Annotated in this window: 22 protein-coding genes; 10 read left to right on the top strand and 12 right to left on the bottom strand. The window is 72.9% G+C overall.

Going from position 1 to position 26,588, the window contains the following annotated elements:
* Window positions 1-216: 216 nt before the first annotated feature.
* Window positions 217-1,329 carry a TOMM precursor leader peptide-binding protein gene (locus tag ACQEUX_RS22685; RefSeq protein ID WP_433051798.1) on the top strand — a complete coding sequence of 371 codons (1,113 nt, stop codon included), beginning with the start codon at window positions 217-219 and terminating at the stop codon, window positions 1,327-1,329.
* Window positions 1,326-2,672, top strand: coding sequence for an ABC1 kinase family protein (locus ACQEUX_RS22690; RefSeq protein ID WP_433051801.1), 1,347 nt, complete (start codon window positions 1,326-1,328; stop codon window positions 2,670-2,672). Before ACQEUX_RS22685 ends, ACQEUX_RS22690 begins: the two co-directional genes overlap by 4 nt.
* A 293-nt stretch (window positions 2,673-2,965) precedes the next feature.
* Here ACQEUX_RS22690 and ACQEUX_RS22695 read toward each other — a convergent pair whose 3' ends face one another.
* From ACQEUX_RS22695 to ACQEUX_RS22705, 3 genes are all read right to left on the bottom strand, one after another.
* Window positions 2,966-3,331, bottom strand: coding sequence for a WhiB family transcriptional regulator (locus tag ACQEUX_RS22695; RefSeq protein WP_433051804.1), 366 nt, complete (start codon window positions 3,329-3,331; stop codon window positions 2,966-2,968).
* Window positions 3,332-3,462: 131 nt separating this feature from the next.
* Window positions 3,463-3,678, bottom strand: coding sequence for a hypothetical protein (locus ACQEUX_RS22700; RefSeq protein WP_433057073.1), 216 nt, complete (start codon window positions 3,676-3,678; stop codon window positions 3,463-3,465).
* A gap of 154 nt (window positions 3,679-3,832) precedes the next feature.
* Window positions 3,833-5,998, bottom strand: coding sequence for an ATP-dependent DNA helicase UvrD2 (locus ACQEUX_RS22705; protein WP_433051807.1), 2,166 nt, complete (start codon window positions 5,996-5,998; stop codon window positions 3,833-3,835).
* 93 nt (window positions 5,999-6,091) lie between these two features.
* On the opposite strand from ACQEUX_RS22705, the gene ACQEUX_RS22710 reads away from it, so the two are divergent.
* On the top strand, window positions 6,092-6,334 hold the full coding sequence (locus ACQEUX_RS22710; protein ID WP_139582276.1) for a mycoredoxin: 243 nt from the start codon (window positions 6,092-6,094) through the stop codon (window positions 6,332-6,334).
* Window positions 6,335-6,401: 67 nt separating this feature from the next.
* Here the strand turns inward: ACQEUX_RS22710 and ACQEUX_RS22715 are convergent, their stop codons facing one another.
* A complete protein-coding gene (locus ACQEUX_RS22715; protein WP_433051810.1) occupies window positions 6,402-7,697 on the bottom strand; it encodes an MFS transporter in 1,296 nt (431 codons plus the stop codon).
* 216 nt (window positions 7,698-7,913) lie between these two features.
* Here ACQEUX_RS22715 and ACQEUX_RS22720 point away from each other — a divergent pair, with 216 nt between their 5' ends.
* The 3 genes from ACQEUX_RS22720 (at window position 7,914) to ACQEUX_RS22730 (ending at window position 9,697) form a co-directional block, all read left to right on the top strand.
* Window positions 7,914-8,894: a helix-turn-helix domain-containing protein gene (locus tag ACQEUX_RS22720; RefSeq protein WP_433051813.1), complete on the top strand. Its 981-nt coding sequence runs from the start codon at window positions 7,914-7,916 to the stop codon at window positions 8,892-8,894.
* 74 nt (window positions 8,895-8,968) lie between these two features.
* Window positions 8,969-9,208 carry a DUF397 domain-containing protein gene (locus tag ACQEUX_RS22725; protein ID WP_433051817.1) on the top strand — a complete coding sequence of 80 codons (240 nt, stop codon included), beginning with the start codon at window positions 8,969-8,971 and terminating at the stop codon, window positions 9,206-9,208.
* 213 nt (window positions 9,209-9,421) lie between these two features.
* Entirely contained in the window at window positions 9,422-9,697 is a 276-nt protein-coding gene (locus tag ACQEUX_RS22730) for a hypothetical protein (RefSeq protein ID WP_433051819.1), read from the top strand.
* A 126-nt stretch (window positions 9,698-9,823) separates the two neighbouring features.
* Here ACQEUX_RS22730 and nudC read toward each other — a convergent pair whose 3' ends face one another.
* The 3 genes from nudC to ACQEUX_RS22745 all read right to left on the bottom strand — a co-directional run bounded on the left by nudC (window position 9,824) and on the right by ACQEUX_RS22745 (window position 13,507).
* Window positions 9,824-10,783, bottom strand: a complete 960-nt coding sequence (nudC, locus tag ACQEUX_RS22735; RefSeq protein ID WP_433051822.1) for an NAD(+) diphosphatase — start codon at window positions 10,781-10,783, stop codon at window positions 9,824-9,826.
* A 67-nt stretch (window positions 10,784-10,850) separates the two neighbouring features.
* Entirely contained in the window at window positions 10,851-12,200 is a 1,350-nt protein-coding gene (locus ACQEUX_RS22740) for a M16 family metallopeptidase (RefSeq protein WP_433051826.1), read from the bottom strand.
* Window positions 12,197-13,507: a M16 family metallopeptidase gene (locus tag ACQEUX_RS22745; protein ID WP_433051829.1), complete on the bottom strand. Its 1,311-nt coding sequence runs from the start codon at window positions 13,505-13,507 to the stop codon at window positions 12,197-12,199. The genes ACQEUX_RS22740 and ACQEUX_RS22745 overlap by 4 nt, the downstream gene beginning before the upstream one ends.
* Window positions 13,508-13,751: 244 nt before the next feature.
* On the opposite strand from ACQEUX_RS22745, the gene ACQEUX_RS22750 reads away from it, so the two are divergent.
* Genes ACQEUX_RS22750 through ACQEUX_RS22765 form a run of 4 tightly spaced genes read left to right on the top strand, consistent with a single transcriptional unit; the run spans window position 13,752 to window position 16,914 of the window.
* The gene (locus ACQEUX_RS22750) at window positions 13,752-14,816 is read left to right on the top strand and encodes an ABC transporter substrate-binding protein (protein ID WP_433051832.1); all 1,065 of its coding nucleotides are present in this window, start codon (window positions 13,752-13,754) and stop codon (window positions 14,814-14,816) included.
* Window positions 14,813-15,592: an ABC transporter ATP-binding protein gene (locus ACQEUX_RS22755; protein WP_433051835.1), complete on the top strand. Its 780-nt coding sequence runs from the start codon at window positions 14,813-14,815 to the stop codon at window positions 15,590-15,592. The genes ACQEUX_RS22750 and ACQEUX_RS22755 overlap by 4 nt, the downstream gene beginning before the upstream one ends.
* On the top strand, window positions 15,582-16,466 hold the full coding sequence (locus ACQEUX_RS22760; RefSeq protein ID WP_433051838.1) for an ABC transporter permease: 885 nt from the start codon (window positions 15,582-15,584) through the stop codon (window positions 16,464-16,466). The genes ACQEUX_RS22755 and ACQEUX_RS22760 overlap by 11 nt, the downstream gene beginning before the upstream one ends.
* Before the next feature lies 1 nt (window position 16,467).
* Complete coding sequence (locus ACQEUX_RS22765) at window positions 16,468-16,914, top strand: RrF2 family transcriptional regulator (protein ID WP_433051841.1); 447 nt, start codon at window positions 16,468-16,470, stop codon at window positions 16,912-16,914.
* A gap of 107 nt (window positions 16,915-17,021) precedes the next feature.
* Here the strand turns inward: ACQEUX_RS22765 and ACQEUX_RS22770 are convergent, their stop codons facing one another.
* From ACQEUX_RS22770 to ACQEUX_RS22790, 5 genes are all read right to left on the bottom strand, one after another.
* Complete coding sequence (locus ACQEUX_RS22770) at window positions 17,022-17,222, bottom strand: hypothetical protein (protein ID WP_433051844.1); 201 nt, start codon at window positions 17,220-17,222, stop codon at window positions 17,022-17,024.
* Window positions 17,223-17,544: 322 nt separating this feature from the next.
* A complete protein-coding gene (locus ACQEUX_RS22775) occupies window positions 17,545-18,858 on the bottom strand; it encodes a DEAD/DEAH box helicase (protein WP_433051847.1) in 1,314 nt (437 codons plus the stop codon).
* 222 nt (window positions 18,859-19,080) lie between these two features.
* Window positions 19,081-19,284 (bottom strand): transcription antiterminator/RNA stability regulator CspE, encoded by a 204-nt coding sequence (gene cspE / locus ACQEUX_RS22780; RefSeq protein ID WP_007464836.1) that lies wholly within the window; start codon window positions 19,282-19,284, stop codon window positions 19,081-19,083.
* Between the two features lie 226 nt (window positions 19,285-19,510).
* A complete protein-coding gene (locus ACQEUX_RS22785) occupies window positions 19,511-22,882 on the bottom strand; it encodes an ATP-dependent helicase (protein ID WP_433051850.1) in 3,372 nt (1,123 codons plus the stop codon).
* Window positions 22,883-22,919: 37 nt separating this feature from the next.
* Window positions 22,920-26,528: an ATP-dependent helicase gene (locus ACQEUX_RS22790; RefSeq protein WP_433051853.1), complete on the bottom strand. Its 3,609-nt coding sequence runs from the start codon at window positions 26,526-26,528 to the stop codon at window positions 22,920-22,922.
* Window positions 26,529-26,588 lie beyond the last annotated feature (60 nt).

Raw genomic sequence — 26,588 nt, forward strand, 5'->3', positions numbered from 1 at the left:
GTTGGCCGGTGGCCAGCCCGCCCCGTCGCCGCTCCGGGAGACCGCCCCGCCACGGGCCATCGACGTCACGGGCATTGACGGTCTGTCGGGTGACCGACACCCCTGTCGACAGCCTGTGGAAAACCCGCGAAATCCTGTGGACAGCGCTGGACAGGGGCCTGGCCACCTGTGGATAACGATCGACCGAAAGCAAAGGTGCGGTCACGATTCGTGACCATGAGCCACACCGTACTGCCCCGCCCCACCCTGCTGCCCGGCCTCCACCGGCTCTGGCGGGACCGGCACACCCTCCAGTTGGGCGTCGACCCCGGGCCCGCCGTGCTGCTGGAGCTGGCCAACCCTCGCGCCGCTCACCTACTCGACCTGCTCGACGGCACCCGCAGCGAACGCACCGTGCTGACCCAGGCGGCCACCGCCCGGGTCACCACCGACGACGCGCGGACGCTGCTCGACGCCCTGCGTACGGCCGGCCTGCTGGTGCCCGCGCACAGCCTGCTCCCCCGGGAGCTGGCCGACCCGGTCCGGGCCCGGCTCGCAGCGGAGGCCGGCGCGCTGGCCCTCGCCGCGGCTCGCCTGCCGGGCACCCCCGCACAGGTCCTGCGTCGGCGTCGTGCCGCCCGAGTCCTGCTCACCGGCGGCGGAGGGCTCGGTGGGCCGCTGACGGTGGCGTTGGCCCAGTCCGGCGTCGGGCAGGTGGTCCCACAGTTCACCGGCCCGGTACGCCCGGTCGACCTGGTCGGGTCGGGCATCCCCGCCACCGAGTTGGGCCACCCGCTGGCACCGGCGGTGCGGGCCGCGGTCGACCGCGTCGCGCCGGGCACCGGCACCCGTCCGAGCCGGGCCGGCCGGGTGGACCTGGTGATCCAGCTCGGCACGGACCGACCGCCCGCGCTGCTCGCCGCTGGTTTCGCCCAGCGCCGGCAACCGCACCTGCTGGTCACCCTGCGCGCGGGCGCACCGGTCGTCGGGCCGCTGGTCCGCCCACCCGCCGGGCCCTGCCTGCACTGCGTCGAGCTGCACCGGACCGACCGCGACCCGGACTGGCCGCGACTCGCCGCCCAGCTCGCCGCCGCCGAGACGGCGGCCGTCGGTGCGACCGGCACGTTGCTCGCAGCCGTCGGGTACGCGCTGACCGAGGCGCTGACGCAGCTCGACGGCGGTCAGCCGGAGACGCTGGGCGGGGCCGTGGAGATCACCAGTGCCGGTCGTTTCCGGCGCCGGGGATGGCCGCCACACCCGGCCTGCGGGTGCTCGCGGGGCCGAGTGTCTGCACCAGCCCAGCCGCACAGCAGCAGCGGGGCCCTCCGGTCGGTAACAATGACCGGGTGACCGACATCCCGCGCCGCGCCGTGTCCCGCACCGCCAAGCTCGCCGCCCTACCGCTCGGCTTCGCCGGCCGAACCGTTCTCGGCATGGGAAAGCGCGTCACCGGGCTCGCCTCCGACGTGATCTCCGCAGAGATCCAGCAGCGCACCGCCGAGCAACTGTTCAGCGTGCTGGGCCAGCTCAAGGGCGGGGCGATGAAGTTCGGCCAGGCGCTGTCGGTCTTCGAGGCGGCGTTGCCGGAGGAGATCGCCGCGCCCTACCGCCAGGCGCTCACGAAGCTCCAGGAGGCGGCACCCCCGCTACCGGTCGCCAGCGTGCACAAGGTGCTGGCCGAGCAGCTCGGCCCTGACTGGCGGGATCGGTTCGTCGAGTTCAACGACACCCCGGCCGCCGCCGCCAGCATCGGCCAGGTGCACCGGGCACGGTGGCGGGAGCCCGGGTTCGACGCAACGGGCGCGCCGAACAGCCGCGACGTGGCTGTCAAGATCCAGTATCCGGGCGCCGGCGACGCGCTGCTCGCCGATCTCAAGCAGCTCTCCCGCCTGGGTGGGATGTTCCGGGCCATCCAGCCCGGTCTGGACGTCAAGCCGCTCCTGGTCGAGCTGCGTGAACGGATCACCGAGGAGCTGGACTACGAGCTGGAGGCCGAGTCGCAGCGCACCTTCGCGGCCGCGTACGCGGACGACCCGGAGATCTACATCCCGGCGGTGGTCAACGCGGCGCCCCGGGTCCTGGTCACCGAATGGGTGACGGGCACCCCGCTGGCCGACATCATCCGCGAGGGCACCGAGGAGGAGCGGGACGAGGCGGGCCGGTTGATGGCCACCCTGCACCTTTCCGCTCCGCAGCGGGCTGGGCTGCTGCACGCCGACCCGCACCCGGGAAACTTCCGGCTGCTGCCCGACGGCCGGCTCGGGGTCATCGACTTCGGCGCGGTGGCCAGGATGCCGGAGGGCACGCCGGAGCCGATCGGTCGCATCGCCGCGCTGGCCCTGAGCGGCGACGCCGACGAGGTGGTGGCGGGGCTGCGGTCAGAGGGCTTCATCGGCTCCACCGAGGAGATCGACGCCGAGGGGGTGCTCGACTTCATCCGTCCGATGCTGGAGCCCATCGCGGCCGACGGGTTCCGCTTCACCCGGGCCTGGCTGCGGGGCGAGGCGGGCCGACTGGCCAGCCCCCGCTCCCCCACGTACCAGTTGAGCAGGCAGCTCAACCTGCCGCCGTCGTACCTGCTGATCCATCGGGTGACGCTCGGCTCGATCGGGGTGCTCTGCCAGTTGGAGGCGAAGGCCCCGTACCGCAGCATCCTGGAGCGCTGGCTGCCCGGCTTCGCCCCGGTCGCCTGAAGACGTCACGAAGGGCGGGTGCCGACCGGCACCCGCCCTTCTTCGCGGGGTGATACTAGAGAACGCCCAGGTCGCGGGCCGCCTGGTTGCGGCTGTTCATGGCGACGGTACGGGCGGATCGGGCTGCCTCAGTGCTCGTGGTGGTACGACCGGCCTGAGGCCGGCGCATTCGAGCCCGGGACAACGCTTCGTGGAGTAGTTGCATCTCGAAGGCTCCACTCGGAACGTTCAGCATGGTCGTCTCACTAACTGCCGGTGTGGCACCGGCGTCGTTGGTACGGGTCGGGAACATGTCAGGCTGCCAGCCGGACCGCGCCACGCACCTCGGACAGCCCACTGGCTGCCAGGCGCGCCTCGGCCTCGACCCGAAGCTCGGCGTCACGAGCGACGTCCTCCTTGCGCGGACGGCCACGGGGCCGCTTACGCGGGACAACCGCGCCACGCTCGAAGATCTCGCCGCCCCAGACGCCCCACGGCTCCGCTCGCTCCACCGCCCCGGCCAGGCATTCGACGCGCAGCGGGCAGTCCCCGCAGAGCGACTTGGCCAGCTCGAGCTCGGCAGGCGAGTCGGAGAACCACAGGTCGGGGTCGAACTTCCGGCAGGGCAGGTTCGCCTCCATCTCGACGCTCACGTCGATTGGGGCCAACGCCAGACTCATCTCCCGGTCACCTCTCTCTCACTTCGATCTCGTGGATCGCATTCCGACGTACTTACGGCGGGGCAAAAAACTGAGGCCGCGGATCCCGGTAAGCGGGTTCCGCGGCCTCGAGGTGAGCCGGTGTCTGAGGGTCAGACCGGTCTACCTCGAGGTGGAACGCCGCGGACATCCATGCGCTTCTTGGCGACCTGAATGCCATTGCCCGTGAAGCCACTGGTCCCCTCGACTCCGGCTGGCGCGACGGTCAGGATCAGCTCGGCCTGAACCTGGTGCACCTGCGGAACCGACGGTCGTGCGGCCGCAAGGGCCACCCGGACAGTCGACAGCGGAGCGTGGACAGACGGCATCGCCGCCAGACGCTCATAGGTGAAGATCTTCACGGGTGCCACCTCCCTCACGTTCCTCGAATCGACTGGACCAACCCCGTGAGCAGCCGGAATGGCGCCGCTCGCGTGGTGTGTCCTGAGGCTATTCCTCGCGCCGGGGCGAGGGCAAACGAATTTACGACGAGATTTCGAAAGTTTTCTCCGGGCAGACGTCGTCCACCCCCGCGCCCCCCACCAGCGCCAGCACCGACTCCCCGTAGAGGCCCAACTTGCGGGGGCCGATACCGGCAATGGCAATCAACTCCTCCGACCGGCCGGGTCGCCGCTCGGCCAGCGCGATCAGCGTCGCGTCGGTGAAGACCACGTACGCGGGGACCTTCTGCGCCCCGGCCACCCGCTGCCGCCACTCGCGCAGCCGTTCGTGCAGCTCATCATCGATGTCCGACGGACAGGTGGGGCAGCGGCCCAGCTTGCGGTCCGGGCCGGCGAGCAGCGTGGCGCCACAGATCCGGCAGGAGACGATCTGGGTTCGACGCCGCTCGGGGCGGCGGGCCGGACCGGCGCCGCCGGACGCGCGCTCGGTGCCGCCGGAGCGGTCCAGCTGGGGCAGGAACCGCGAGGGACGCCGGGCTCGTCCGCCCGGCGAGCGCGCTGCGGCGTACGACAACCAGAGCCACTGCCGCGCGCGAGTGATCCCGACGTAGAGCAGCCGGCGCTCCTCCTCGACCTGCTCGACGGTCTTGGCGTACGTGGTGGGCAGGGTGCCCTCGGCCAGGCCGACCAGGAAGACCGCGTCCCACTCCAACCCCTTGGCCGAGTGCAGCGAGGCGAGGGTCACCCCGTCCACCGTCGGTACGTGCTGCTGGGCGGCCCGGCGGGCCAACTCCTCGGTGAAGTCGGAGAGGGTGACCGGGCGCTCCACCGACGCCGCCTCGCCGATCGGCACCACCTCGGGGGTGGCCGCGTACTCCTCGGCGAGCTGGACCAACGCGGACAGCGCCTCCCAGCGCTCGCGGGCGGCGCCACCGGCCGGGGGCGCGTCCGGGGCCCAGCCGACCGCGGTGAGCGCCTCGACGACGGCGGTCGGCAGCGGAGTCTCCCCGGGGATCGATCGGGTGGCGGCGCGCAACGCGACCATCGCCTGGCGCACCTCGGCCCGCTCGAAGAACCGCTCCGCGCCCTGCACGACGTACGGCACCTCGGCCTCGGTGAGCGCCTTCTCGTACGCCTCGGACTGGGCGTTGATCCGGAACAGCACGGCGATCTCCTTCGCCGGCGTGCCCGCGTCGATCAGCGAGCGGCAGCGAGCCGCGACCGCGTTCGCCTCGGCCGGCTCGTCGGTGAAGATCCGCAGGTCCGGTTCGGGGCCGGCTGGGCGCTGCCCGCTCAACTCCAGCCGCAGCCGCGCCTCGGTGCCCCGGGCCTGGGAGATCACCGCGTTGGCCAGCCCGACCACCTGCGGGGTGGAGCGGTAGTCGCGGACCAGCCGGACCACGGTGGCGCCCCGGTGCCGTCGGGGGAAGTCGACCAGGTACGCCGAGGTCGCCCCGGTGAACGAGTAGATCGTCTGGCTGGCGTCGCCGACCACGGTGAGGTCGTTGCGGCCACCGAGCCAGGCGTCCAGCAGCCGCTGCTGGAGCGGGTTGACGTCCTGGTACTCGTCGACCACGAAGTGCCGGTACTGGCCGCGGACCTGTTCGGCGACGTCCGGGTGCTCCTCGATGCCCCACACCGCGGCACGCAGCATGTCCTCGAAGTCGATCACGCCGTTCGAGCGCTTGAGCTGCTCGTACGCGGTGAACACCTCGGCCACCTTCGCCGGCTCGTGCGGTGTCTCGCGCAGCGCCCGGGCCGCGGACACCACGTAGTCGGTCGGCTCGACCAGCGACGACTTGGCCCACTCGATCTCGCCGGCCAGGTCGCGGGCGGCGGCCCGGTCGGTGCGCAGGCCGACCCGGGCGGCGGCGAGGGTGACGAGCCGCACCTTGCTGTCCAGCAGCTCGGGCATGGCCCGGCCGGCCAGCAGCCGGGGCGCGAAGTAGCGCACCTGACGCAACGCCGCCGCGTGGAACGTGCGCGCCTGAACGCCCTTCACCCCGAGCAGGGCGATTCGGTGTCGCATCTCGGCGGCGGCACGAGCGGTGAAGGTGACCGCGAGCACGTGCCGGGGGGAGATCTCACCGGAGAGCGCCCGGTGGGCGATCCGGGACGTGATCGCCCGGGTCTTGCCGGTGCCGGCGCCGGCCAGGATGCAGACCGGGCCGGCAGGTGCGGTCACGGCGGAACGCTGCTCCGGGTCCAGCCCGGCGAGCACCTGTTCCGACGCTGAGTGAACCACCACAACCAGGAATCATCTCAGCTCCTCGCAGCGTTGCAGCAAACAGCCTCGGCTTGATCCGCAAGCCGGCGGCCGGAGGAGTTGGAGGATCCGACCATGTTGACGATGTATTCCACCCCCTGGTGCGGCTACTGCCACAGGCTGAAGTCGCAGCTCGACCGGGAGGGCATCGGGTACGAGGTGGTCGACATCGAGCAGGACCCGAAGGCCGCGGAGTTCGTGATGAGCGTCAACGGCGGCAACCAGACGGTGCCGACGCTGCGCTTCGCCGACGGCAGCGCCCTGACGAATCCCTCGATCACCCAGGTCAAGCAGCACCTGGAGACCCTCACCGCCTGACCGGCCGAGTCACCGTCGACGAGCGGCCGCCCCGGTCGGGGCGGCCGCTCGTCGTGTCCGCTGCCGGTCACCGTGGCGGTGGCCGCTGGACGCCGGTGGCCACGGGTCGGTCGGCGTCCTCGGCCGGTCGCCGGGGCGCCGGAAGCGTCGGGCGGGTCGGCGGGGTGGGCGGGCGGGTGGCGGACGGCGCGCTCAGGTGCCGGCCCCGCCACAGGTAGCTGCCGGCGGCCAGAGTGGCCACCCCGACCAGCGCGAACAGCACCCGGTAGTCCAGGAACCCGACCAGCAGGGCGCCCGCCCCGATGGACAACGCCTGCGGCCCGCTGACCACCGCCTGGGTGGCGGCGGCGACCCGACCGACCAGCGCGGGCGGGGTCCGGCGCTGGATCAGCGTGTGCAGCCCCACCATCGTCAGCGGTAGCGAGACACCGGCCAGCAGCACCGCCGCGAACCCGAGCCGGAGATCGGGGTACGCGAGCGCGAGCGCGGCCGGCCCGAAGAAGGCGACCCCGGCGGCCAGCGTGCCGACCTCCCCGAGCCGGCGGACCAACGCCGGTGAGCAGAGCCCGCCGAGCAGTCCGCCCACGCCCTGCACGGTGACCAGCACACCCACGAACGCGGCGTCGCGGTTCAGCCCCTGGTCGACGTACGCGAAGATGAGCGACTCGCTGAAGCCCATCACCAGCGACCCGAGCCCGTAGCCGAGCAGGGCCCGACGCAGGGCCGGCTCACCGGCCAGGTGCCGCAGACCGGCGCCCAGCTCGGCCGGAAAGCGCAGGCGTACGGTCGGCGGCACCTGGTGCGGGGTGGGCAGCGCGGTCACCACCGCCGCCGCAGTCAGAAATCCGACCATGCCGATCCCGGCCAGCGCCCATCCGCCGAGCGCCGCGTAGAGCGCAGCGCCGGCCAGCGGGCCGATCAGTCGCATCCCCTGGCGTACGGTCTGCAGCACGCCGTTCGCCTCGGCCAGCAGCTCGACCGGCACCAACTCCCGGATGAGCCCACTGAGTGCCGCACCGAGCGTGATGGACGAGAGTCCGTACAGGGCGGCCACCAGGTACACGATCCAGACGTCGCCCGCCTCCCGGACGGCGAACAACGGGGCGAGCAGGGCCGCGGTGACCGCGTTCGCGGCCACGAAGAACGGCCGGCGCGGGTACCGGTCGACGAACCAGCCGACCAGCGGGGCGAGCGTCATCGGCGCGACGACGGCGAAGATCGTGGCACCCGCCAACCCGTCCGAGCCGGTCAGATCCTTGACCCAGATGGCGAGCGCGAGCAGCAGGATCGACTCGGCGATCATGCTGGCCAGCAGGCCGCCGAAGAGCAGGCGGAAGTCGGGTCGGCGCAGGACGGTGCGCATGGGGTCCCTCCGGCGGGATGGCGTGCCCGGGTGGGCGTGATCGACGGGGCCGCGACCGTGGGTCCGTCATCGTCCGGCGCACCCGTGGTCCATTTTTCGTAAGACACGCCCCCGCCGGAACCACCGACACCGGTCGCGCCGTCCATACTGACCGTGGGGGGCGAATTTCATACAGTTACCGTCGCGTCTGCGGCGGTCGACGGGAAAGAGGACACCGTGCCTCCTGCCGCACCCAGCCCGATCCTGCGTCGTCGCCGGTTGGGCATCGAGCTGCGCCGTCTTCGTGAGGCCGCTGGCCTCACGGGCGACCAGGTCATCGAGCGTATCGGTTGGGCCTCCGCGTCCAAACTGTCCCGCTTGGAGAATGGCCGCAGCCGACCGGACCCGCAGGACGTCGGCGATCTGCTCGACCTCTATGGTGCCGACAAGGCACTGCACGACGAGTTGCTCGGCATCACCAGCGAGGCCGGCGACATGCGCGGCTGGTTGAAGAACTTCCCGGTGATGACGCAGCAGCAGCGCGGCTGGGCCGAGTTGGAGGCGGGCTGTGCGGAGATCTCCGAGTACAACCCGGTGCTGGTGCCTGGTCTGTTGCAGACCCCCGGGTACGCCCAGGTCCGGATCGTCTCGGCCCGCCAGGTGGGCGAGGGCGCGGGCGAGCCGGAGCCCGGCGACGAGCCGGAGACCGAGGTGCAGGCGCGGCTGGCCCGCCAGTCGCTGCTGACCCGGGAGCCGGACGCGCCCCGCTACACCGCTGTGCTGGAGGAGGCGGCCCTCGGCCGCCGGGCCGGGCCGCCCGAGGTGCTGCACGAGCAGTTACTCCAGCTTTGTGAGCTGGCCCTGCTGCCCAACGTGACGCTGCACGTGCTGCTCCGGGATACCCAGATCGGCAATTGGTACCTTCCGCCGACCGCGTTCTCCGTTTACCGGTTCGCGGATCCCCTCGACCCGGAGACGTTGGCCATCGAAGGTGGCTTCACCGACGTCATGTCGACCGAGGCAATCACGCTAAATCGCTATAAAGTGGTGTTCGAGTGGCTATGCACGGCGGCACTTAACGCCTCGGACACCCTCTCCTGGCTGATCGAGGCGACGGGACGGCTGACCGAGGCGGCGCCCCCTTCCACAGTGGCGTTCGGGCCGTCAACGGCGCCGACCCAACGCCGCCGGGACTCGGGGCGGCTGACGGAACGGTGATCCACGGGGGACCCTCCGTCGGGGCGTGCGGCACCACTCGTCCCATCGGATCGGTTCACACCAGGAGCAGAACCATGAATGACATCCGCAACACGCCGTCCGTCTCCGCCCACTCGTTGGCGGATGCCCCGTGGCGTACCAGCACGCGCAGCCAGACCTCCAACTGCGTCGAGGTCGCCCCCCTCGGCACCGGCCCGTCAGCGGTCGCACTGCGCGACAGCAAGGACCGTGGCGGCCCGGTGCTGCTGTTCAACCGCGCGGGGTGGCTCGGTTTCATCACCGGGACCAAGAAGGGCCAGTTCGATCTGAACTGATCCGGTGACTGGTACGGGGCCGTCGGCGAACTGCCGGCGGCCCCGTCGCGTCAGGCGCCGCCGACCCCGTTGAGCAGGCATCCGCCGATCGGACGAGGCTCGGAACCGATAGGCGCGTTTCAGTTGCTGGGACGAGCACCGGGCGTAACATGGCCCTCGGATACGTGGAACTTCCACACTGGCTCATCAGTCGCGGTTCATCCGGAGACCCTCATGCGGTTCCTGATCGTTCGCACCGACATCCGCGCCGTCGCCGACGGAGACATCGCCGCCGCCTGGGCGGACGGCCACCGACTCCGTGACGAGACGACCACGCCCGAGCCGCGGCGGCAGATCGTGCACGCCGAGGACCGGGACGCCGCGCTGCTGCTGGCCCGGGCCCTGGCCACCGTCGGCGCGGTCCGCGCCGGCAAGCAACGGGTCAAGGTCCTGCCGCTGAACGAGCCCCGGCCCGCCTTCCGACACAGACCGGGCCACACCGGCACCTGAACCACCAGACGTCCGTCGTGGTCGGACCGGCTCCCCCGCCGCGTTTCTCGCACCCACCGACCACGACGGCCCGTGTTCCCGGCCTGTGACCGCCGCGGCAACGGCGGCCACGGGCCGGGACCGTGCTCAGCGGTCGGCGTGCATCCAGCCGTCCAGCCAACGGTGAATGAGGAACAGCGCGATCGACGACGGTGGCGGCAGGATCAGTTGGGCTCCATCGCCCACGTCCACCGACTGCCCGGCCAGCGCCGCCCCGATCTCCCGGCGGGAGAACCACCGGGCATACGCGATCTCGGACGGGTCGACCCGCACCGGATCGGTCGGATTCGCGAAGGCCAGGAAGCCCAGCATCAGGGAGCCGGGGAACGGCCACGCCTGGCTGCCCACGTACGTGATGCGCTCGACCCCGACGCCCACCTCCTCGCGGACCTCGCGCAGCACCGCGGCCTCGGCCGACTCGCCCGGCTCGACGTAGCCGGCCAGGCAGGAGTAGCGCCGGCCGCCCGGGGTGCCCGGCCAGCCAGCGTTGTTGCCGAGCAGGCAGCGTCCGTCCGGGCCGTCCACGCCGTCGTGCACCAGCACGATCATCGCCGGGTCGGTACGCGGCCAGATCCGCCCACCGTTGCGGTCCACCCGGGACCAACCGGCCTCGTCCATCGCGGTCGGCGCCCCGGTGCTCGTCGAGTAGCCGTGTCGCGTGTGCCAGTTGAGCAGCGCCAGCGCGGTGGTGAAGATGCCAGCCTCCCGGTCGGCGAGCAGGTGGCCCACCTCGCGCAGGTTGACCGCCCGGGTCCCCGGCAGCACCGGCAGCGGCGCGTCGACCGCGAAGACCGGCACCCCGTCCGGCTCGACACCGAGGAACATCGCCGTCGACTCGGACCCGGCGGGCACGTCGGCCGCACCGAACAACACCAACGCCGGAGGCGACGTGCCGGTACGGGTCAGCGTCCGCCCCTCGTCGGTCGAGTCGAGCAGCAGCACCCGGGCCCGCAGCCACGCCTCGGTGAGCCACTGCGCGTCACCCCGTCGGTGTGCCGCCCGGTCCAGCGTGGACCGGGCCAACGGCGGAGCAGCCTCCCCGCTCACGCCCGCGCTCCGCAATGCTCCGCGCCGGTACGGGACACCACGCTGCTGTGCCTCATGGCTCGCCCGCTCACTGCACAGGCTCGGTGCGGACCGTGGTCAGCGCCGCCAGCCCGGGGGTGATCCGCTCCGCGTCGCCGAGCACCACGACCGCCGCACGGGCCGGCGCCAGGTACCGGGCCGCCGCCTGCGCGACATCGTCGACGCTCGCCTTCGCCAGCCTCGCCGCATACTCGGCAAGGAAGTCCAGGCGCAGCCCGTTGCCCGCGTACGCGCTGGTCAGCGCCGCCAACCCGGCCTGGGTGGACATACCGAGCTGGAGGGTGCCCAGGGCGTACTGGCGGGCCTGCTCCAACTCCTCGGGCTTCGGTGGCAGCGACGCCAACCGACCCAGCTCGTACGTCGTCTCGAGCAGCGCCGGACCGGTCACCTCGGTGGCCACCTCGGCGGCCGCGACCAGCACCGACCCGGCGACGGAGTGCTCGATCCCCGAGTGCGGGCCGTACGTGTAGCCCTTGTCCTCGCGGATGTTCTCCACCCAACGTGACGAGAAGTAACCCCCGAAGATCAGGTTGGCCAGTTGCAGCGGGGCGTGGTCGGGATCGGTGCGGGACACGGCCGGCAGCGCGATCCGCAGCGAGGACTGCACCGAGCCGGGCCGGTCGACCAGCAGCAGCGGCCCCGGTTCCAGCGGCGGGGTGGCCGGCAGATCGGCGGTGCGCCCGGCGCCGGCCCAGCCGCCGAGCGCCCGCTCGGCCGCGTCCAGGGCCCGCTCCGGCTGCACGTCGCCGACCAGCACCAACTGCGCGCCGGCCGGATGAACCCGCTCCCCGTGCAGGGTGCGCAGCGCCGCCGGTCGGACGGCACGGATCTGACCGGGCTCCGGGGTCTGCGTGGCGTACGGGTGCCGGCCGTAGATCCGCTTCAGCAGCGCCTCCCGGGCCAGGTGCGCCGGCTGGCTCTGCGCCACCTGGATCCGGTCGACCAGTCGGTCCCGTTCGGTGGCCACCTCGTCGCTGGGGTAGCTGGCGCTGGTCAGCACCTCGGCCAGCAACTCCAACATCCGGTCCAGACCCGTGACCAGGCCGGCGCCGGAGAGCATCAGCCGGTCCGGGTCGACACCCGCGGAGAGCCCGCCGCCGACCTTCTGCAACTCGGCGGCGATCTGCACGCTGGTCATCGACTCGGTGCCGGAGAGCATGGTCTGCGAGAGCATCGCGCCACGGGCCAGGTGAACCCGACCGAACGGGATCCAGAGCCGCAGCTCGACCAGGGGTACGGCGGGCCGGCGAACGGCGATCACGGTGAGGCCGTTGCGCAGCGTGCGCTCAGCCTGCTTGGGCACCTTGAGCTTGCGGGTGGGGCCGAGCGGCGGCAGCGTACGCGGCCCGGCGGGAGCGGTGGTGGTGGTACCGGTCATCGGGCACCTCCTGCGATGACCTCGATCGCGGCGCGCCGCTCCGGGCGCAGGGTGGCCGCGGCAGCCTGGACCTGCTCCTCGGTGACCTCGCCGACCAGCCGGGGCAGCTCGTTGAGCAGGCCCGGTTCGCCGCGTTGCTGCTCCAGCACGGCCATTCGCAGCGCCCTGCCGAGCACCGCGTCGGTGTCCCGCAACAGGTGGGTCGCCATCCGGGCCTGGGTGCGGGCCAGCTCACCGTCGGTCAGCCCGTCGGTGGCCAGCCGGTCCAGTTCCTCGTCGACGGTGCGCAGCACCTTGTCCACGTCGCCTCCGGGCGGCAGGTGCGCCTGCAACAGCAGTGCGGTGGGGTCGCGTACGTCGAACGGGTCGCCCATGAAACCGAGGTATCCGCCGAGGCTGGTCACCGTACGGTCACGCTGCACCAGCCGCTCGACCAGCCGCGACGCGTCGCCGTCGGTCAGAACCTCGGCCAGTACCACGTACGGCAGGTAGCCGGCGAAGTCGGTGACCGGGTCGGGCACACGCCACGCGCCCGCCACCGCCGGCAGCGGCGCCAGCTTGTCGGTGTACGAGGTGCGCCGCTCGGCGCTCAGGTCGGGCTCGGTGAAGTCGGGCCGTTTCGGTGCCGGCCGGGCCGGCACGTCGCCGAAGTGCCGGGTGACCAGCTCGGTCGCCTCGGCCACGTCGATGTCGCCGCTGACCGCCAGTACCGCGTTGCCGCTGGCGTAGTAGCGGCGGAAGAAGTCCGCGGCGTCGGCGACGGTCGCCGACTCCAGATCGTCGAAGGAGCCGTAGCCGTCGTGGGCGTTCGGGAAGGTGTCGAACATGACCGGCGGCAGGGTCAGCCAGGGAAAGCCGCCGTACGGCCGGTTGAGGACGTTGACCCGGATCTCCTCCTTGACCACGTCGACCTGGTTACGCAGGTTCTCCTCGGTCAGCCGGGGGCCGCGCATCCGGTCCGCCTCCAGGAACAGCGCACGTTCCAGCGCGTTGCTCGGCAGCGTCTCGAAGTAGTCGGTGTAGTCCAGGTGGGTGGAGCCGTTGAACGTGCCACCGGCGCCCTGCACGTGCCGGAAGTGGGCCAGCTTCTCCAGGTTTTCCGAGCCCTGGAACATCAGGTGCTCGAAGAGGTGCGCGAAGCCGGTACGCCCCTCCGGCTCGGAGCGGATGCCGACGTCGTAGACCACCGCCACCCCGATCACCGGGGCGCTGCGATCGGGGGTGAGCACCACCCGCAGGCCGTTGTCGAGGGTGAACCGCTCGACCGGATACTTCGTCGCTGGAATTCTGGATCTCCGCGCCGCCACGGAAAAGACCCTAGCGCGTTGGCACCCCCGCTACCCGCGACCTCCCCGGAGCCGCCGCGACCGGGGCGGTGACCACGGGCAGCACCTCGGCGCTGCCGACCAGCGCGGTGCCCTACCAAGACGGTAGGAAATACCGACATATCTGAGACGCGGCATCCCGCCATGTGGATGGGTCTTGACGCTGGCCTCGGCCTGGCCCACTCTTCCTACCAACTAAGTAGGAATACTGCGGATTGGATGGACGATGAGACGGCTCCCCCTGCGCCGGTTGGTCACCCTGGCCACCCTCGCCGTGGTCGGCGCGGCGACCCTGGGCAGCACCGCCGCGTGCGGCGACGACAGCGAGGGCGCGGGCGGCAGCTCGGGCCCGGTGACGCTGCGACTCGGCTACTTCCCCAACATCACCCACGCGCCGGCGGTCGTCGGCGTGGAGAAGGGCATCTTCGCCGAGAAGCTCGGTGCCGACGTCAAACTGGACCCGAAGACCTTCAACGCCGGCCCGGCGGCCATCGAGGCGATCTTCTCCGGCGCACTGGACGCCACCTACATCGGTCCGAACCCCACCGTGAACGCCTTCTCCAAGTCCAAGGGCGAGGCGGTCCGGGTCGTCTCCGGCGCGGCCTCCGGCGGCGTGGCGCTGGTGGTCAAGCCCGGCATCACGGGCGCACAGGACCTGAAGGGCAAGAAGATCGCCACCCCGCAGCTGGGCAACACCCAGGACGTGGCGATCCGTTACTGGCTCAAGCAGCAGGGCCTGACCACCACCAAGGAGGGTGGTGGCGACGTCAAGATCGTGCCGCAGGAGAACGCCCAGACGGTCGAGACGTTCAACAGCGGCGCGATCGACGGCGCCTGGGTGCCCGAGCCGTTCGTCTCCCGCCTGATCAACGCGGGCGGCAAGGTGCTGGTCGACGAGCGCGACCTGTGGCCGGACAAGAAGTTCGTCATCACCAACCTGCTGATCAGCACGAAGTTTCTCAAGGCACACCCGGACGTGGTGCAGAAGCTGGTCGACGGCCAGGTGGCCGCCAACGAGTTCGTCAACAGCAAGCCCGACGAGGCCCAGCAGGCCATCTCCGACGCGATCGGCAAGATCACCGGCAAGCCACTGGACCTGAAGCTGATCAAGCAGGCGTGGCCGACGCTGGAGTTCACCAACGACCCGATCTCCTCCTCCCTCAAGGCCGGGCTCGACCACGCCGTCGACGTGAAGCTGACCGAACCGGTCGACCTCAAGGGCCTGTACGACCTGACGTACCTCAACAACGCGCTCAAGGCGCAGGGCAAGCCCGAGGTCGTCCAGCCATGACGTCGACCACGACGGCGCCGCTGAGCGCGACCACCGCGGTCGCGCTCTCCGGCGTGACCAAGGTGTACGGACGCGGGGCGAACGCCGTCCTGGCCCTGGACGGTGTGTCGCTGGACGTCGCGCCCGGCGAGTTCGTCTGCCTGGTCGGCGCGTCCGGCTGCGGCAAGAGCACCCTGCTCAACCTGGTCGCCGGCCTGGACCGGCCCAGCGGCGGGCAGATCGGGCTGGCCGGCGACGCCAACCCTGGCCTGATGTTCCAGGAGCCGGCGCTGTTTCCCTGGCTGACCGTCGAGGGCAACGTCGAGGTGCCGCTGAAGCTGCGCCGGCTGCCCCGGGCCGAGCGCCGCGAGCGGGTGGCCGAGCTGCTGCGCACGGTGCACCTGGCCGACTTCGGCCGCAAGCGCCCGCACGAGCTCTCCGGCGGAATGCGGCAGCGGGTCGCGCTGGCCCGCACGCTGGCCCTGGACACCCCGGTGCTGCTGATGGACGAGCCGTTCGGCGCGCTGGACGCGATGACCCGGGACATCCTGCACGACGAACTGGAACGGATCTGGTCCGAGCGCCAGCTCTCGGTGCTCTTCGTGACGCACAACGTCCGCGAGGCCGCCCGGCTGGCCGACCGGATCATCCTGCTCTCCAGCCGACCCGGCCGGATCATCTACTCCACCGAGGTGAACATCCCGCGCCCTCGACGGATCGACTCCCCCGAGGTCGCCGCCATCGCCGCCGACGTCACCGAGCGGCTCCGTACGGAGGTGGGCCGTCATGGCCAGTGACACCCTCACCAGCTCGGCGCGTACCGACGCGGAGATCTCCGGCCTGGACGCGCTGGAAATCGCCGGCCGGGACAAGGAGGTCTCCCGGGGCACCCGGATCTGGGCGGCCACCTGGCCCAAACTGGCGGCGCTGGCCATCGCCATCGCGGCCTGGCAGTTGGTGGTCTGGTCGGGCTGGAAGCCGCCGTACTCGCTGCCCGGGCCGCTGGAGGTCGGCCGCGAGCTGATCGCCCAGGCCGAGGGCCCGCAGCTCTGGGAGGGGCTGGCCACCACGTTGCGGCGGGCCGCCGTCGGGTACGTCTTCTCGGTCGCCGTCGGCCTGCTGCTGGGCCTGGCGGTGGCCCGGTCCAAGGTGCTCCGGGCCGCCATCGGCTCGATGATCACGGCGTTGCAGACCATGCCGTCGATCGCCTGGTTCCCGCTGGCCATCCTGCTGTTCGAGCTGAGCGAGAAGGCGATCTTCTTCGTGGTGGTGCTCGGCGCGGCGCCGTCCATCGCCAACGGGGTGATCTCCGGTGTGGACTACGTGCCGCCACTGCTGCTGCGCGCCGGTCGCAACCTGGGTGCCCGGGGGCTCAACCTCTACCGGTACGTCATCGCACCGGCCGCCCTGCCGGCCATCGTGGCCGGGCTCAAGCAGGGCTGGGCGTTCTCCTGGCGCAGCCTGATGGCCGGCGAGCTGATCGTGGTCGGCATCTCGCAGACCTCGCTCGGCGCCCAGCTGACCTACTCCCGCGAGCTGTCCGACGCACCCTGGCTGCTCTCCACCATGATCGTCATCCTGGTGCTCGGCCTCGGCGTGGACGCCGCCTTCGGCGCGGCCGACAAGGCGATCCGGCGCCGCTGGGGCGTGCTGGACCAGGCTGGTCAGTGACGTGTACGTCTCCGCGCGCAGCGACTACGCGCTCCGGGCGATGCTCGCCGTCGCCGCCTCCGCCGGTGGCGGCGGGGACGGTGGCGGCGAGTTGGTGAAGGCGGCCAGCCTGGCCGAGGTGCAGGACATCCCGCTCAGCTTCCTCCAGGGCATCCTGCTCGATCTGCGCCGAGCTGGTCTGCTGCACAGCCATCGGGGCGCTGACGGCGGGTACGCGCTGGCCCGGCAACCCGACGAGATCACCGTCGGGGACGTGCTGCGCGCGGTCGGCGGCTCGCTCACCACGGTGCGCGGCCTGCCGGCCGAGCGCGCCGGCTATCACGGCGTGGCCGCGGGGTTGACCGACGTCTGGCTGGCGGTGCACGGGGCGATCGCCACGGTGGTCGACAGCACCACCCTGGCCAACCTGCTCACCCGCGAATCGAGCGACCACGCCCCCACCTCATGAGCGGCGCAGGCGATGTGGTCGGGTCGGTGCCCCGCCGACCCGACCACATCGCGTACCGGTCCTGACCGGGCCTGCCCCTCCGCCGGCGCCGGTCGGCCGGTCGCTGCTCAGCCCACGTGTGCGACCGCCGGGCCGGAGCCCGGGTCGCCAGGGCTGTGCAGCTCCACCAGGCCGGCGGGAGCGTTGCCCACCGGGGTGGCGTGCCAGGGTGCGAAGGCCGCGACCATGGCGAGCAACAACCCGGCGAGCGCGACCGCGAGCACCAGGACCAGTTCGCGCAGCGCACCCGAGCCGGCTTCGCCCGCCATGGTCACCCCTCCCGTGCCGGGCCCCCGCCCGACTTTCCCCCCGTCGGTCAGCCTCGACCACGGCCGGCCGGGACACAGTCGGCCAGCCGACCAAGGCGAGGCTGATTACCGACTCAGACAAGTAGTCGGGCAGCGCGACCGACCGGCCACAGCATCGTCTCCGCACGCCCGAGCCGTGGCTCGTGGCGACGGACCGGGGCCAGGGCCGGAACCGGCACCCCGCCTGCAGTCACGAGAGGTCAACTGCCCCCACCGCGCCATTTCCGCAAACGAAACCGACCCGCCCCGCCGAAGCGGAACGGGTCGGTCGAGGCGCAGAAGATCAGACGGTACGGGGGCGACGCGGGCGGCGGGACCGACCCGACGCGCGGTGCGCCGGCCGGGCGCCACCGTCAGTGGTCGCGCCGCCTGCTGCACGACCCCGAGAAGCGGGGGCCGGCGGCGCGACGATGGTCACCGGCACACCGGACGGCTCGCGGGCACCGGTCACCCGGGCCAGCGCCTCGCCGTCGGAGCGCACCTGGACCGACTCCGGCCGGATGCCGGCAGTCGCCATCAGTCGGGAGACGTCCCGGCGCTGCTCCGGCAGGACCAGGGTGACCACGCTGCCGGACTCGCCGGCCCGGGCGGTCCGACCACCCCGGTGCAGGTAGTCCTTCGCCTCGGTCGGCGGGTCCACGTTGACCACCATGTCCAGGCCGTCCACGTGGATGCCCCGGGCCGCCACGTCGGTGGCGACCAGCGCGGTCACCTGGCCGTTGCGGAACTGCTCCAGGATGCGGGTGCGCTGCGGCTGGGACTTGCCGCCGTGCAGCGCGGCCGCGCGTACCCCCTTGGAGAGCAACTGGCGGGCGAGCCGGTCGGCGCGGTGCTTGGTGCCCATGAACAGGATGGTGCGGCCCTCGCGGGCCGCGATCCGGGTCAGCGCGTCGGGCTTGTCCGCCGCTTCGACGTGCAGCACGTGGTGGGTCATCGCGGTGACCGTGGCGGTGCCCGGGTCCACCGAGTGGGTGACCGGGTTGCTCAGGAAGCGGCGGACCAGCCGGTCCACGCCGCCGTCCAGGGTGGCGGAGAAGAGCATCCGCTGCCCCTGCGGCGCGACCTGCTCCAGCAGCTTGGTGACCTGCGGCAGGAAGCCCATGTCGGCCATCTGGTCGGCCTCGTCCAGCACGGTGATCTCAACCTGGTCGAGCCGGGCGTCGCCGCGGTTGATCAGGTCGTGCAGCCGGCCGGGGGTGGCGACGACAACCTCGGCGCCCGCGCGCAGGGCGTCCGCCTGCCGCTGCAACGACAACCCGCCGACGACGGTGGTGCAGCGCAGCCCGACGGCGCGGGCGTACGGGGCCAGCGCGGTGGTGACCTGCTGGGCCAGCTCGCGGGTCGGCACCAGCACCAGGGCCAGCGGGCGACCCGGCCGGGCCTTGCGGCCGGCGGTGCGGGACAGCAGCGGAAGCCCGAAGGCGAGGGTCTTGCCGGAGCCGGTACGACCCCGGCCCAGCACGTCCCGGCCGGCGAGCGAGTCGGGCAGCGTCGCCGACTGGATCGGGAACGGCTCGGTGATGCCCTGCGCGGTCAGCGCGGTGAGCAGCGCCGGCGCCAGACCGGAATGAGCGAAAGAAGGAATAACTGTGGTCATGCGGAAGCCTTCCTCGACGCGGCACGTGTCGAGGGAGGGCGCCGAAGTCGGCGCTGTCACCGGCGGAAAAGACCGCCAGGACTCACAAGCACGAACCGAAGGGAGTACAGGCCGGCCCGCCGCCGGGCCGCCGCCCGCGTACTGCAGGCGGCGGCGGGGCGGGCCGGTCCCGTCACCGTCACACCCGGAGGGTGAGACAGGTAATGCTGACCGATCCGAAGATCAGAGCGGGCGGATGTTCTCCGCCTGCGGGCCCTTCTGGCCCTGGGTCACCTCGAACTCGACCCGCTGGTTCTCGTCCAGGCTCCGGTAGCCGGAGGACTGGATCGCCGAGAAGTGGGCGAAGACGTCAGCGCCGCCGCCGTCCGGGGTGATGAAGCCGAAGCCCTTGTCAGCGTTGAACCACTTCACGGTGCCAATAGCCATGTGTTTCGTCTCCTTGACGGAACGTCGGACCCGCACTTGTTGCGTGCCCGAAGAGGAGCGCTCCGCGCGGGCATGCGCGAATCGCCTGTCGCTTCTGGTCGCCCCGCCCGGAGAACTCCGGACACAACAAAGAGCGCCTGGGGCCACAATCCCGCCAGGCGCACACAGAGTCTCTGGTAACCAAAACTGCAACCCGGTCAACCTACCACGGATTTTCCCGCAGCGGTCAATGTTGGGCGGAATCCTCGGGCAACTGACCGATCATGGCCGTGAGCCCCGTCACATCCAGCAGGTCGGCGGGCCGGACCGTCACCCCGTGCCGCACGTAGTGGAATGCCGCACCCACCCGGTCGACCGGCACGCCGGCCAGCTCCGCCCAGGCCAACCGGTACACCGCCAACTGCACGGCAGCCACCTCCGCCGCCGGCCCGCCGGGCTGCGCGCCGGTCTTCCAGTCGACCACGTCGAACCGCCCGCCGGGCCGGGCGAAGACCGCGTCCATCCGCCCCCGCACCACGACTCCGGCGATCACCGTGGCGAACGGCACCTCCACCTCGACCGGCGACCGGTCGGCCCACTCGCTGGCCAGGAAACGCTCCTGCAGCTCGACCAGCGCCTCGTCCGGCGCGGCATCCGCGTCGGCCGCACCGGGCAACTCGTCCAGATCCAGCAGACGGTCAGCTCCGAAGCGCTGCTCCAACCAGGCGTGGAAGGCGGTGCCTCGGCGGGCGTACGGGTTGGGCTCGGTCGGCACCGGGCGGCGCAGCGCACGGGCCAACGCCGCCGGGTCGCGCCGCAACGCGACCAGCTGGGTGACGCTCAGCTGCCCGGGCAGGGCCACCTCCACCGCACCGGAGAGCCGGGTCAGCTCGGCCCGCTCGGCCAGCAGCAGGTCCGCCTCGCGCTGCCAGCGCGCCACCTCCGGGTCCACCTCCGGCCCACCGGCGATGGCCACCTCCACCGGGCCGTCCGCCATCAGGCGGCGCACCAGCCCGGCCGCCTCAGCCAGCGCCGGCCGGCGGCCACCCAGCGGGTCGGCCGGCCACTCCGCGCGGAGCACCACCTCGGCCGTCGGGTTCGTCGCATCCGGGGTCGGCTCCGGCGCCCACGCGTCGATCAGATGCCCCGGCCCGCCGTCGAGGCAGGCGTCGTACACCTCGCGCAGGAAGACCGACGGACCTCGCGGTCGCTTCGTGCCCTCCCCCCACCAGTAGCCGGAGCAGAGCAGCAGCCGGCGCGGCCGGGTGACCGCCACGTACGTCAGCCGGCGTTCCTCCCGCTCGTCGTGGGCGCGCCACGCGTCGGTGAAGTCGGTCACCGCCCGAGCCACCGCCCGCTGATCCGCCGCCTCGTCGAGCGCCAACTCGGGCAACCCGTCGGCGTCGCCGCGCAATGGGAACGGCAGCACACCCAGCCCGCCCAACCAGTGATCGGAGTTGCGTACCGGCCCCGGCCACAGCCCACGACTCAGCCCGGCCACCGCCACCACGTCCCACTCCAGGCCCTTGGCTGCGTGCGCGGTGACCACCTGCACGGCGCCCTCCACCACCTCGACCTCGCCAGGTGCCAGACCGCGCTCCTCGTCCTCGGCCGCGGCCAGGTAGGACAGGAAACCGGAGAGCGTCGCGCCGGGGGTCTCCCCGCTGAACCGGGCCGCCACGTCACCCAGGGCGTCCAGGTGACCCCGGGCCAGGCCGGCGTCACCGGCGCCGTCCCGGCCGGCCCGCACCGCGACCTCCACGTCCAGGCCGATGGTCCGCTCGATGTCCGCGATCAGGTCCGGCAGAGCCTGGTCCAGCCGGTAGCGCAGCAGCGCCAACTCCCGGCCGTACGCGCGCAGCCGCGCGAAGCCCTCCGCCGAGTACGCCTGCGCCGGCCCGAGATCGGCCAGCGCCTCCACCAGGGTCGCCTCGTCGAGCAGGTCGGGCGTGATCTCCGACGTGTCGTCGGCGGCCACCTGTCGCCGGGCGTTGGCAATGGCCCGGGCCCGCCGGTGCAACGCCACCAGGTCACGCGGGCCGATCCGCCAGCGGGCGCCGGTGAGCAGCCGCAGCAGCGCCGCACCGTCGGTCGGGTCGGCCAACACCCGCAGCGTGCAGACCACGTCGCGTACCTCGGGGGTGTCCAGCAGGCCACCAAGCCCGACCACCTCCACCGGGAGGCCGCGCTCGCGCAGCGCCGACTCGATCGCCGGAATCTGGCTGCGCACCCGGACCAGCACGGCCGTGGTCGGGCGCTGCGCCACCGGGATGTGTTCGGGGGCAGCGCCGGGCATCCGGGCCGCGCCGCGCCAGGCGGCGAGCACACTGTCAGCGATCCAGTCCGCCTCGTCGGCGTACGTGGGCAGCAACGCGCAGTGCACCGTGCCGCCGGCCGTCCCACCGGGACTGCGGTGCGGGATCGGGTCCCGGACGGTCAGCGCGGAGCGCAACTCCGGCACCTGGGCACCCGCGGCGCGCAGCGGAGTCGACAGGGCGTTCGCCACCCGGAGGATCTCCGGGCGGTTGCGCCAGCTCGTGGTGAGCCCCAGCATCTGGGCCGGCTGGCCGGCGCGGCGGGCGAACTCGCTGGGGAACCGGTCCAGAGTGCCGGCGCTGGCCCCCCGCCAGCCGTAGATCGACTGGCACGGGTCACCCACCGCGGTCACCGGGTGCCCGCCCCCGAACAGCGCGTTGAGCAGCACCACCTGCGCGTGGCTGGTGTCCTGGTATTCGTCGAGCAGCACCGCCCGGAAGCGGTCCCGCTCGATCTCGCCGACCCCCGGGTGATCCCGGGCCACCCGGGCCGCCCGGGCGAGCTGGTCGGCGAAGTCCATCGCCTCGAAGTCCTCCTTGCGCCGGGCGTACGCCCGCACCAGCGGCAGCAGACGCAGCCGGGTCTGCTGCAGGGTGAGCGCCTTGCGCACGTCGGCGTACACCCGACCCGGCCGGGACTGCACCTCGGCGAAGAACCGCCCCGTCCAGGCCGCGAGCTGGTCCGGTGCGACGAGGTGCTCGTCCAGCTCCCCGGCGAGCGCCAGCACCGCGTCGGTGATGGTGCTGGGCATCCGGTCCACCTCGGACATGTCGCCGTCGTAGTTGCGCACCAGCAGGTCGACCAACTGCCAGCGGGACGCCTCGGTGAGCAGCCGGGTGGACGGTTCGTAGCCGGCCCGCAGCCCGTGCTCGGTGACGATCCGCCCCGCGTACGAGTGGTAGGTGGAGACGGTGGGCTCACCGGCGAGCGGATCGTCCAGCGGGTCGCGTCCCTGCCGGCCGAGGCGGCGGATGAGTTGGTCGAGCCGGGTCCGTACGCGGTGGGCCAGCTCGCCGGCCGCCTTACGGGTGAAGGTCAGCCCGAGGATCTGCTCGGGGCGCACGTACGAGTTGGCCACCAGCCAGACCACCCGCGCGGCCATCGTCTCGGTCTTGCCCGACCCGGCTCCCGCGACCACCAGCAGCGGCTCCACCGGGGCGGCGATGATCGCGGCCTGCTCCCGGGTGGGCGCCGGCAACCGCAGCAGCTTGGCCAGCTCCATCGGCGTGTACCGGGGGCCGGAGTCGGCCAGCCGGGGCGCCGGTGCGGGGCCGCCCGAGCCGAAGAGGGTGGGCTGACTCACGGTGTCGTCTCAGGTCGCGACTGTGGGGCTCGCAAGCTCACTCCTCGCCCTCACGGGTGCGTCGGACAGTCGGCGGTTCGACGACCTGGCGCCCCTGCCCGGAGACCGGACAGCTGGTGCGCACCGGGCAGACCCGGCACTTCGAGTTGGCCACCGCGGCGAACGTGGCGGCTGCCATCGTATCGGCGGTCCGCCGGACCAGCGCGGTCGCCCAACCGGCCGCCGGACCCTCGCTGGCCGCCGGCTGATTCTGCTCCCGGGCGTCCTTGGCGGAGGTGCCGAGCTGCACCAGCGCGGCACCTCCGGACTCGTCACCGAACTCGGCGAACGCCCCCGCCTCGACCGCGGCCTGATAGGCGCCGAGCTGCGGGTGCTCGGCCAGCTCGGTGCCGGTGACCGCGGTGGACTTGCCGGTCTTCAGGTCGATCACCACGAGCCGCCCGGCCTCGTCGACCTCCAGCCGGTCGACCCGACCCGCCAGCTCGATTGGCCGCTGCGGGTCGTCCAGGCGGACCGCGAACTCGTGCTCGATGGCGAGTAGCCGACGGGGGTTGGTGGCCAGCCAGCGCAGCAGCTTGTCGACCATCGCCTCGGCGCGCTCCCGCTCCGGCCCGGCCATCCACCGGGCCGCCAGCTCGATCGCGTCGAACCGGGCGGCCACGTAGTCGAGCAGAGCACCCCGGTCGGCGCTGGCGTCCTCGGCGAGCATCGCCGCCGCGTGCACCAGGTTGCCGACCCCCTGCGCCGTGCTCGTCGGGCCGCTGCCGCCGTGCCGTTCCAGCAGCCACCGCAGGCTGCACCGCAGGGCGCTCTCCATCGCCGACGGGGTGACCCGCACCGGCTCACCGTCGTCGACCAGTGGACGGTCGTCGGAGAGCGCGCGCAGCCCCCACCAGTCGTCGGGGTGCGCACCGGGCACCCCGGCGGCGGCGAGCCGGGCCAGTTCGGCCGCCGCGGCGCGCCGCCGGGCCGCCGGGGCGGCCGGGTCGGTGATGGCGGTACGCAGTTCCGCGACCAACGCCGGCAGGGTCAGCGCCCGGGGTGGGCGGGTCACCGGCAGCGCCCCGGGACGGTCCGGCTCCTCGTCGCCGGTCTCGCCCCCGGCAGCGCCCCCGGTGCCGCCGTCGGAGGACGGTTCGGTGCGTGGACCGGGCGGCGGCCCGGGCAGTGTCGGTGGGGTGGGCGGGGTGAGTGGCGTGCTCGGTGGTGGGGTGCTCGGGCCCAGCTCGTGCAGGAACCGGCTGGGCTGCTCCTCGTGGTCGTCACCGCCGACGGCGGCCGATGCCACGGCGCTGACCAGCAGCCGGTGCCGGGACCGGCTGATGGCGACATGGAAGAGCCGGCGTTCCTCGTCCAGCAACGCCGAGGTCTGACCCACCACGTTCGCCGCTGTCGCGCCGCCGACGGACCGACCCGCCAACACGTCGACGAGTCGCTCCGAGCCGAGCAGGCTGCCGCGCAGTCGCAGGTCCGGCCAGATGCCCTCCTGCACGCCGGCCACCGCGACCAGGTCCCACTCCAGGCCTTTCGCCGCGTGCGCGGTGAGCAGGCGCACGGCCGCGCCCCGGTCGGCGGTCGGGGCGATGGTGTCGGCCGGCAGGTCCTGGGCGAGCACGTGATCGAGGAAGACCTCGGTGCGGGCACCGGGCAGCCGGTCGGTGAACCGGGCCGCCGCGTCGAAGAGCACCAACACGGCGTCCAGGTCGCGGTCGGCCGCCTCGGCCCGCCGCCGCCGGGCCAGGTCCCCCTCGCCGGCCGCCGGCCGCCCCTCGTTGATCGCGCCCGCCCAGCGCTCGGCCAGGCCGCTGGCGTGCCACACGGCCCAGAGCACGTCCTCGGCGGTCGAACCCGGCCGTGCGGCGGCATCCCGTGCGGTGGCCAGCAGACCGGCCACCGCCTGCGCCGGCTCCGCCCAGCGCCGGTCGATGCCGGCCAGCTCCGCCGGATCGCGCAACGCCTCGACGATCAGCTCCCCGGAAGGGCGTCGGTCACCGCCGGCCAGCGCGATCGCACGCAGGCCCTGCCGTAGCCGCCGCTCGGCCAGTGGGTCGGCCCCGCCCAGCGGCGAGTGCAGCAGCGCGACGGCCGCCTCCTCGTCGAGTCGCTCCGGCTCCAGTGCGCAGCGCAGCAGGAGCAGCAGCGGCGCGACCGCCGGTTGCAGGTGCAGCGGCAGGTCCTCGCCGTGCACCACGGTCGGTACGCCGGCCGCGTGCAGCGCCCGCCGCAGGGTGGGCAACTGCAACGCGGTGGACCGCACCAGCACCGCCATCCGCGACCAGGGCACACCGTCGAGCAGGTGCGCCGAGCGCAGCGCGTGGGCCAGCCAGGCGGCCTCGCTGGTCGCCGAGCGGAACGTGTGCACCTCGACCACCCCGGGGGGCGCGTCCGGCAGCGGGTGCAGCCGGCGGTGCAGCGCCGGGCCACGCAGCCGACGGCCCAGCCGGGCGATCGCGCCGAGCACGACCGGCCCGGCCCGGTACGACGTGGTGAGCAGCACCTGTGCGGCCGGCGCTCCGGAGGCGGTCCGGAAGCGGTGCGGGAAGGTGGTCACCCCGGCCGGGTCGGCGCCCCGGAAGGCGTACGTGGAGGAATCCGGGTCGGCGAACGCGACAAGCGACTTCCCTCCGCCAGCGATCACCGAGAGCAGTTCCAACTGGGCGGGGTCGGTGTCGGCCAGCTCGTCGACGTACACGTGGGCGATCCGGCGGCGCTCGGCGGAGAGCAACTCCTCGTCGTCGCGCAGCAGCCCGGTGGCGGCCCGGACCAGCTCGGCCGGGTCGTACGCGATGGAGCCCCGGTTGCTGACGTCGCGCAGCGCGAGCACGGCGACGTACTCCCGCAGGAAACGAGCGGCGGCCGGCCAGTCGGCGCGGCCGAGCTTCTCGCCCAGCCGGGCCAGGTCGGCCGGGCCCACACCGCGCTCGGCGGCACGCATGAGCAGGTCACGCAACTGGCCGGCGAAGGCCCGGGTCCGCAGGGCGGGGCGCAGGTCCGTCGGCCAGCCGACCGGGTCGTCCTCGGGCTCCTCGCCCACCACGTCCAGCAGCTCGCGGATGATCAGATCCTGCTCGGGGCCGGTGAGCAGCCGGGGCGACGGCTCGCCCCGTTCGGCGGCGGCACGGCGGAGCAGCCCGAACGCGTACGCCGGGAAGGTTCGTACCAGCGGCTCGCGCAGCACCCGGTGGCCGTCCTGCGCGACCCGGGCCTCGATGCGCTGGCGCAGCGCGGTGGCACCTCGACGACCAAAGGTCAGCACCAGGATCTGTTCGGGGTCGACCCCCTCCGCCACGCGGGCGGCGACCGCCTCGACCAGCGTGCTGGTCTTGCCGGTGCCCGGGCCGCCGAGCACGAGCATCGGCCCGTCGGTGTGCCCGACCACCTCGGCCTGCACCGGATCGACCCGCGGGCCCGTCCCCTCGCCGGGTCTGGCAGCACCCACGGACGCCCCGCCGCCGGCGGACACGGTGCCGCCGGAGGGCACGGTGCCGCCGGAGGGCACGGTGCCGCCGGAGGGCACGGTGCCGCCGGAGGGCACGGTGCCGCCGGAGGGCACGGTGCCGCCGGAGGGCACGGTGCCGCCGGCCGGCGTGCCCCCGCCCCCCGGCGCCGTCCCCCCGGACCGCCGCACCAACCGGTACGCCTGCATCAGCTCATCCCATCACGCCCATATGACACCAGTCCCGCATCCCGATCCACCCCATTCACC

The organism is Micromonospora sp. CA-259024, assembly GCF_050936255.1.
In the GTDB taxonomy this organism is placed as follows: domain Bacteria; phylum Actinomycetota; class Actinomycetes; order Mycobacteriales; family Micromonosporaceae; genus Micromonospora.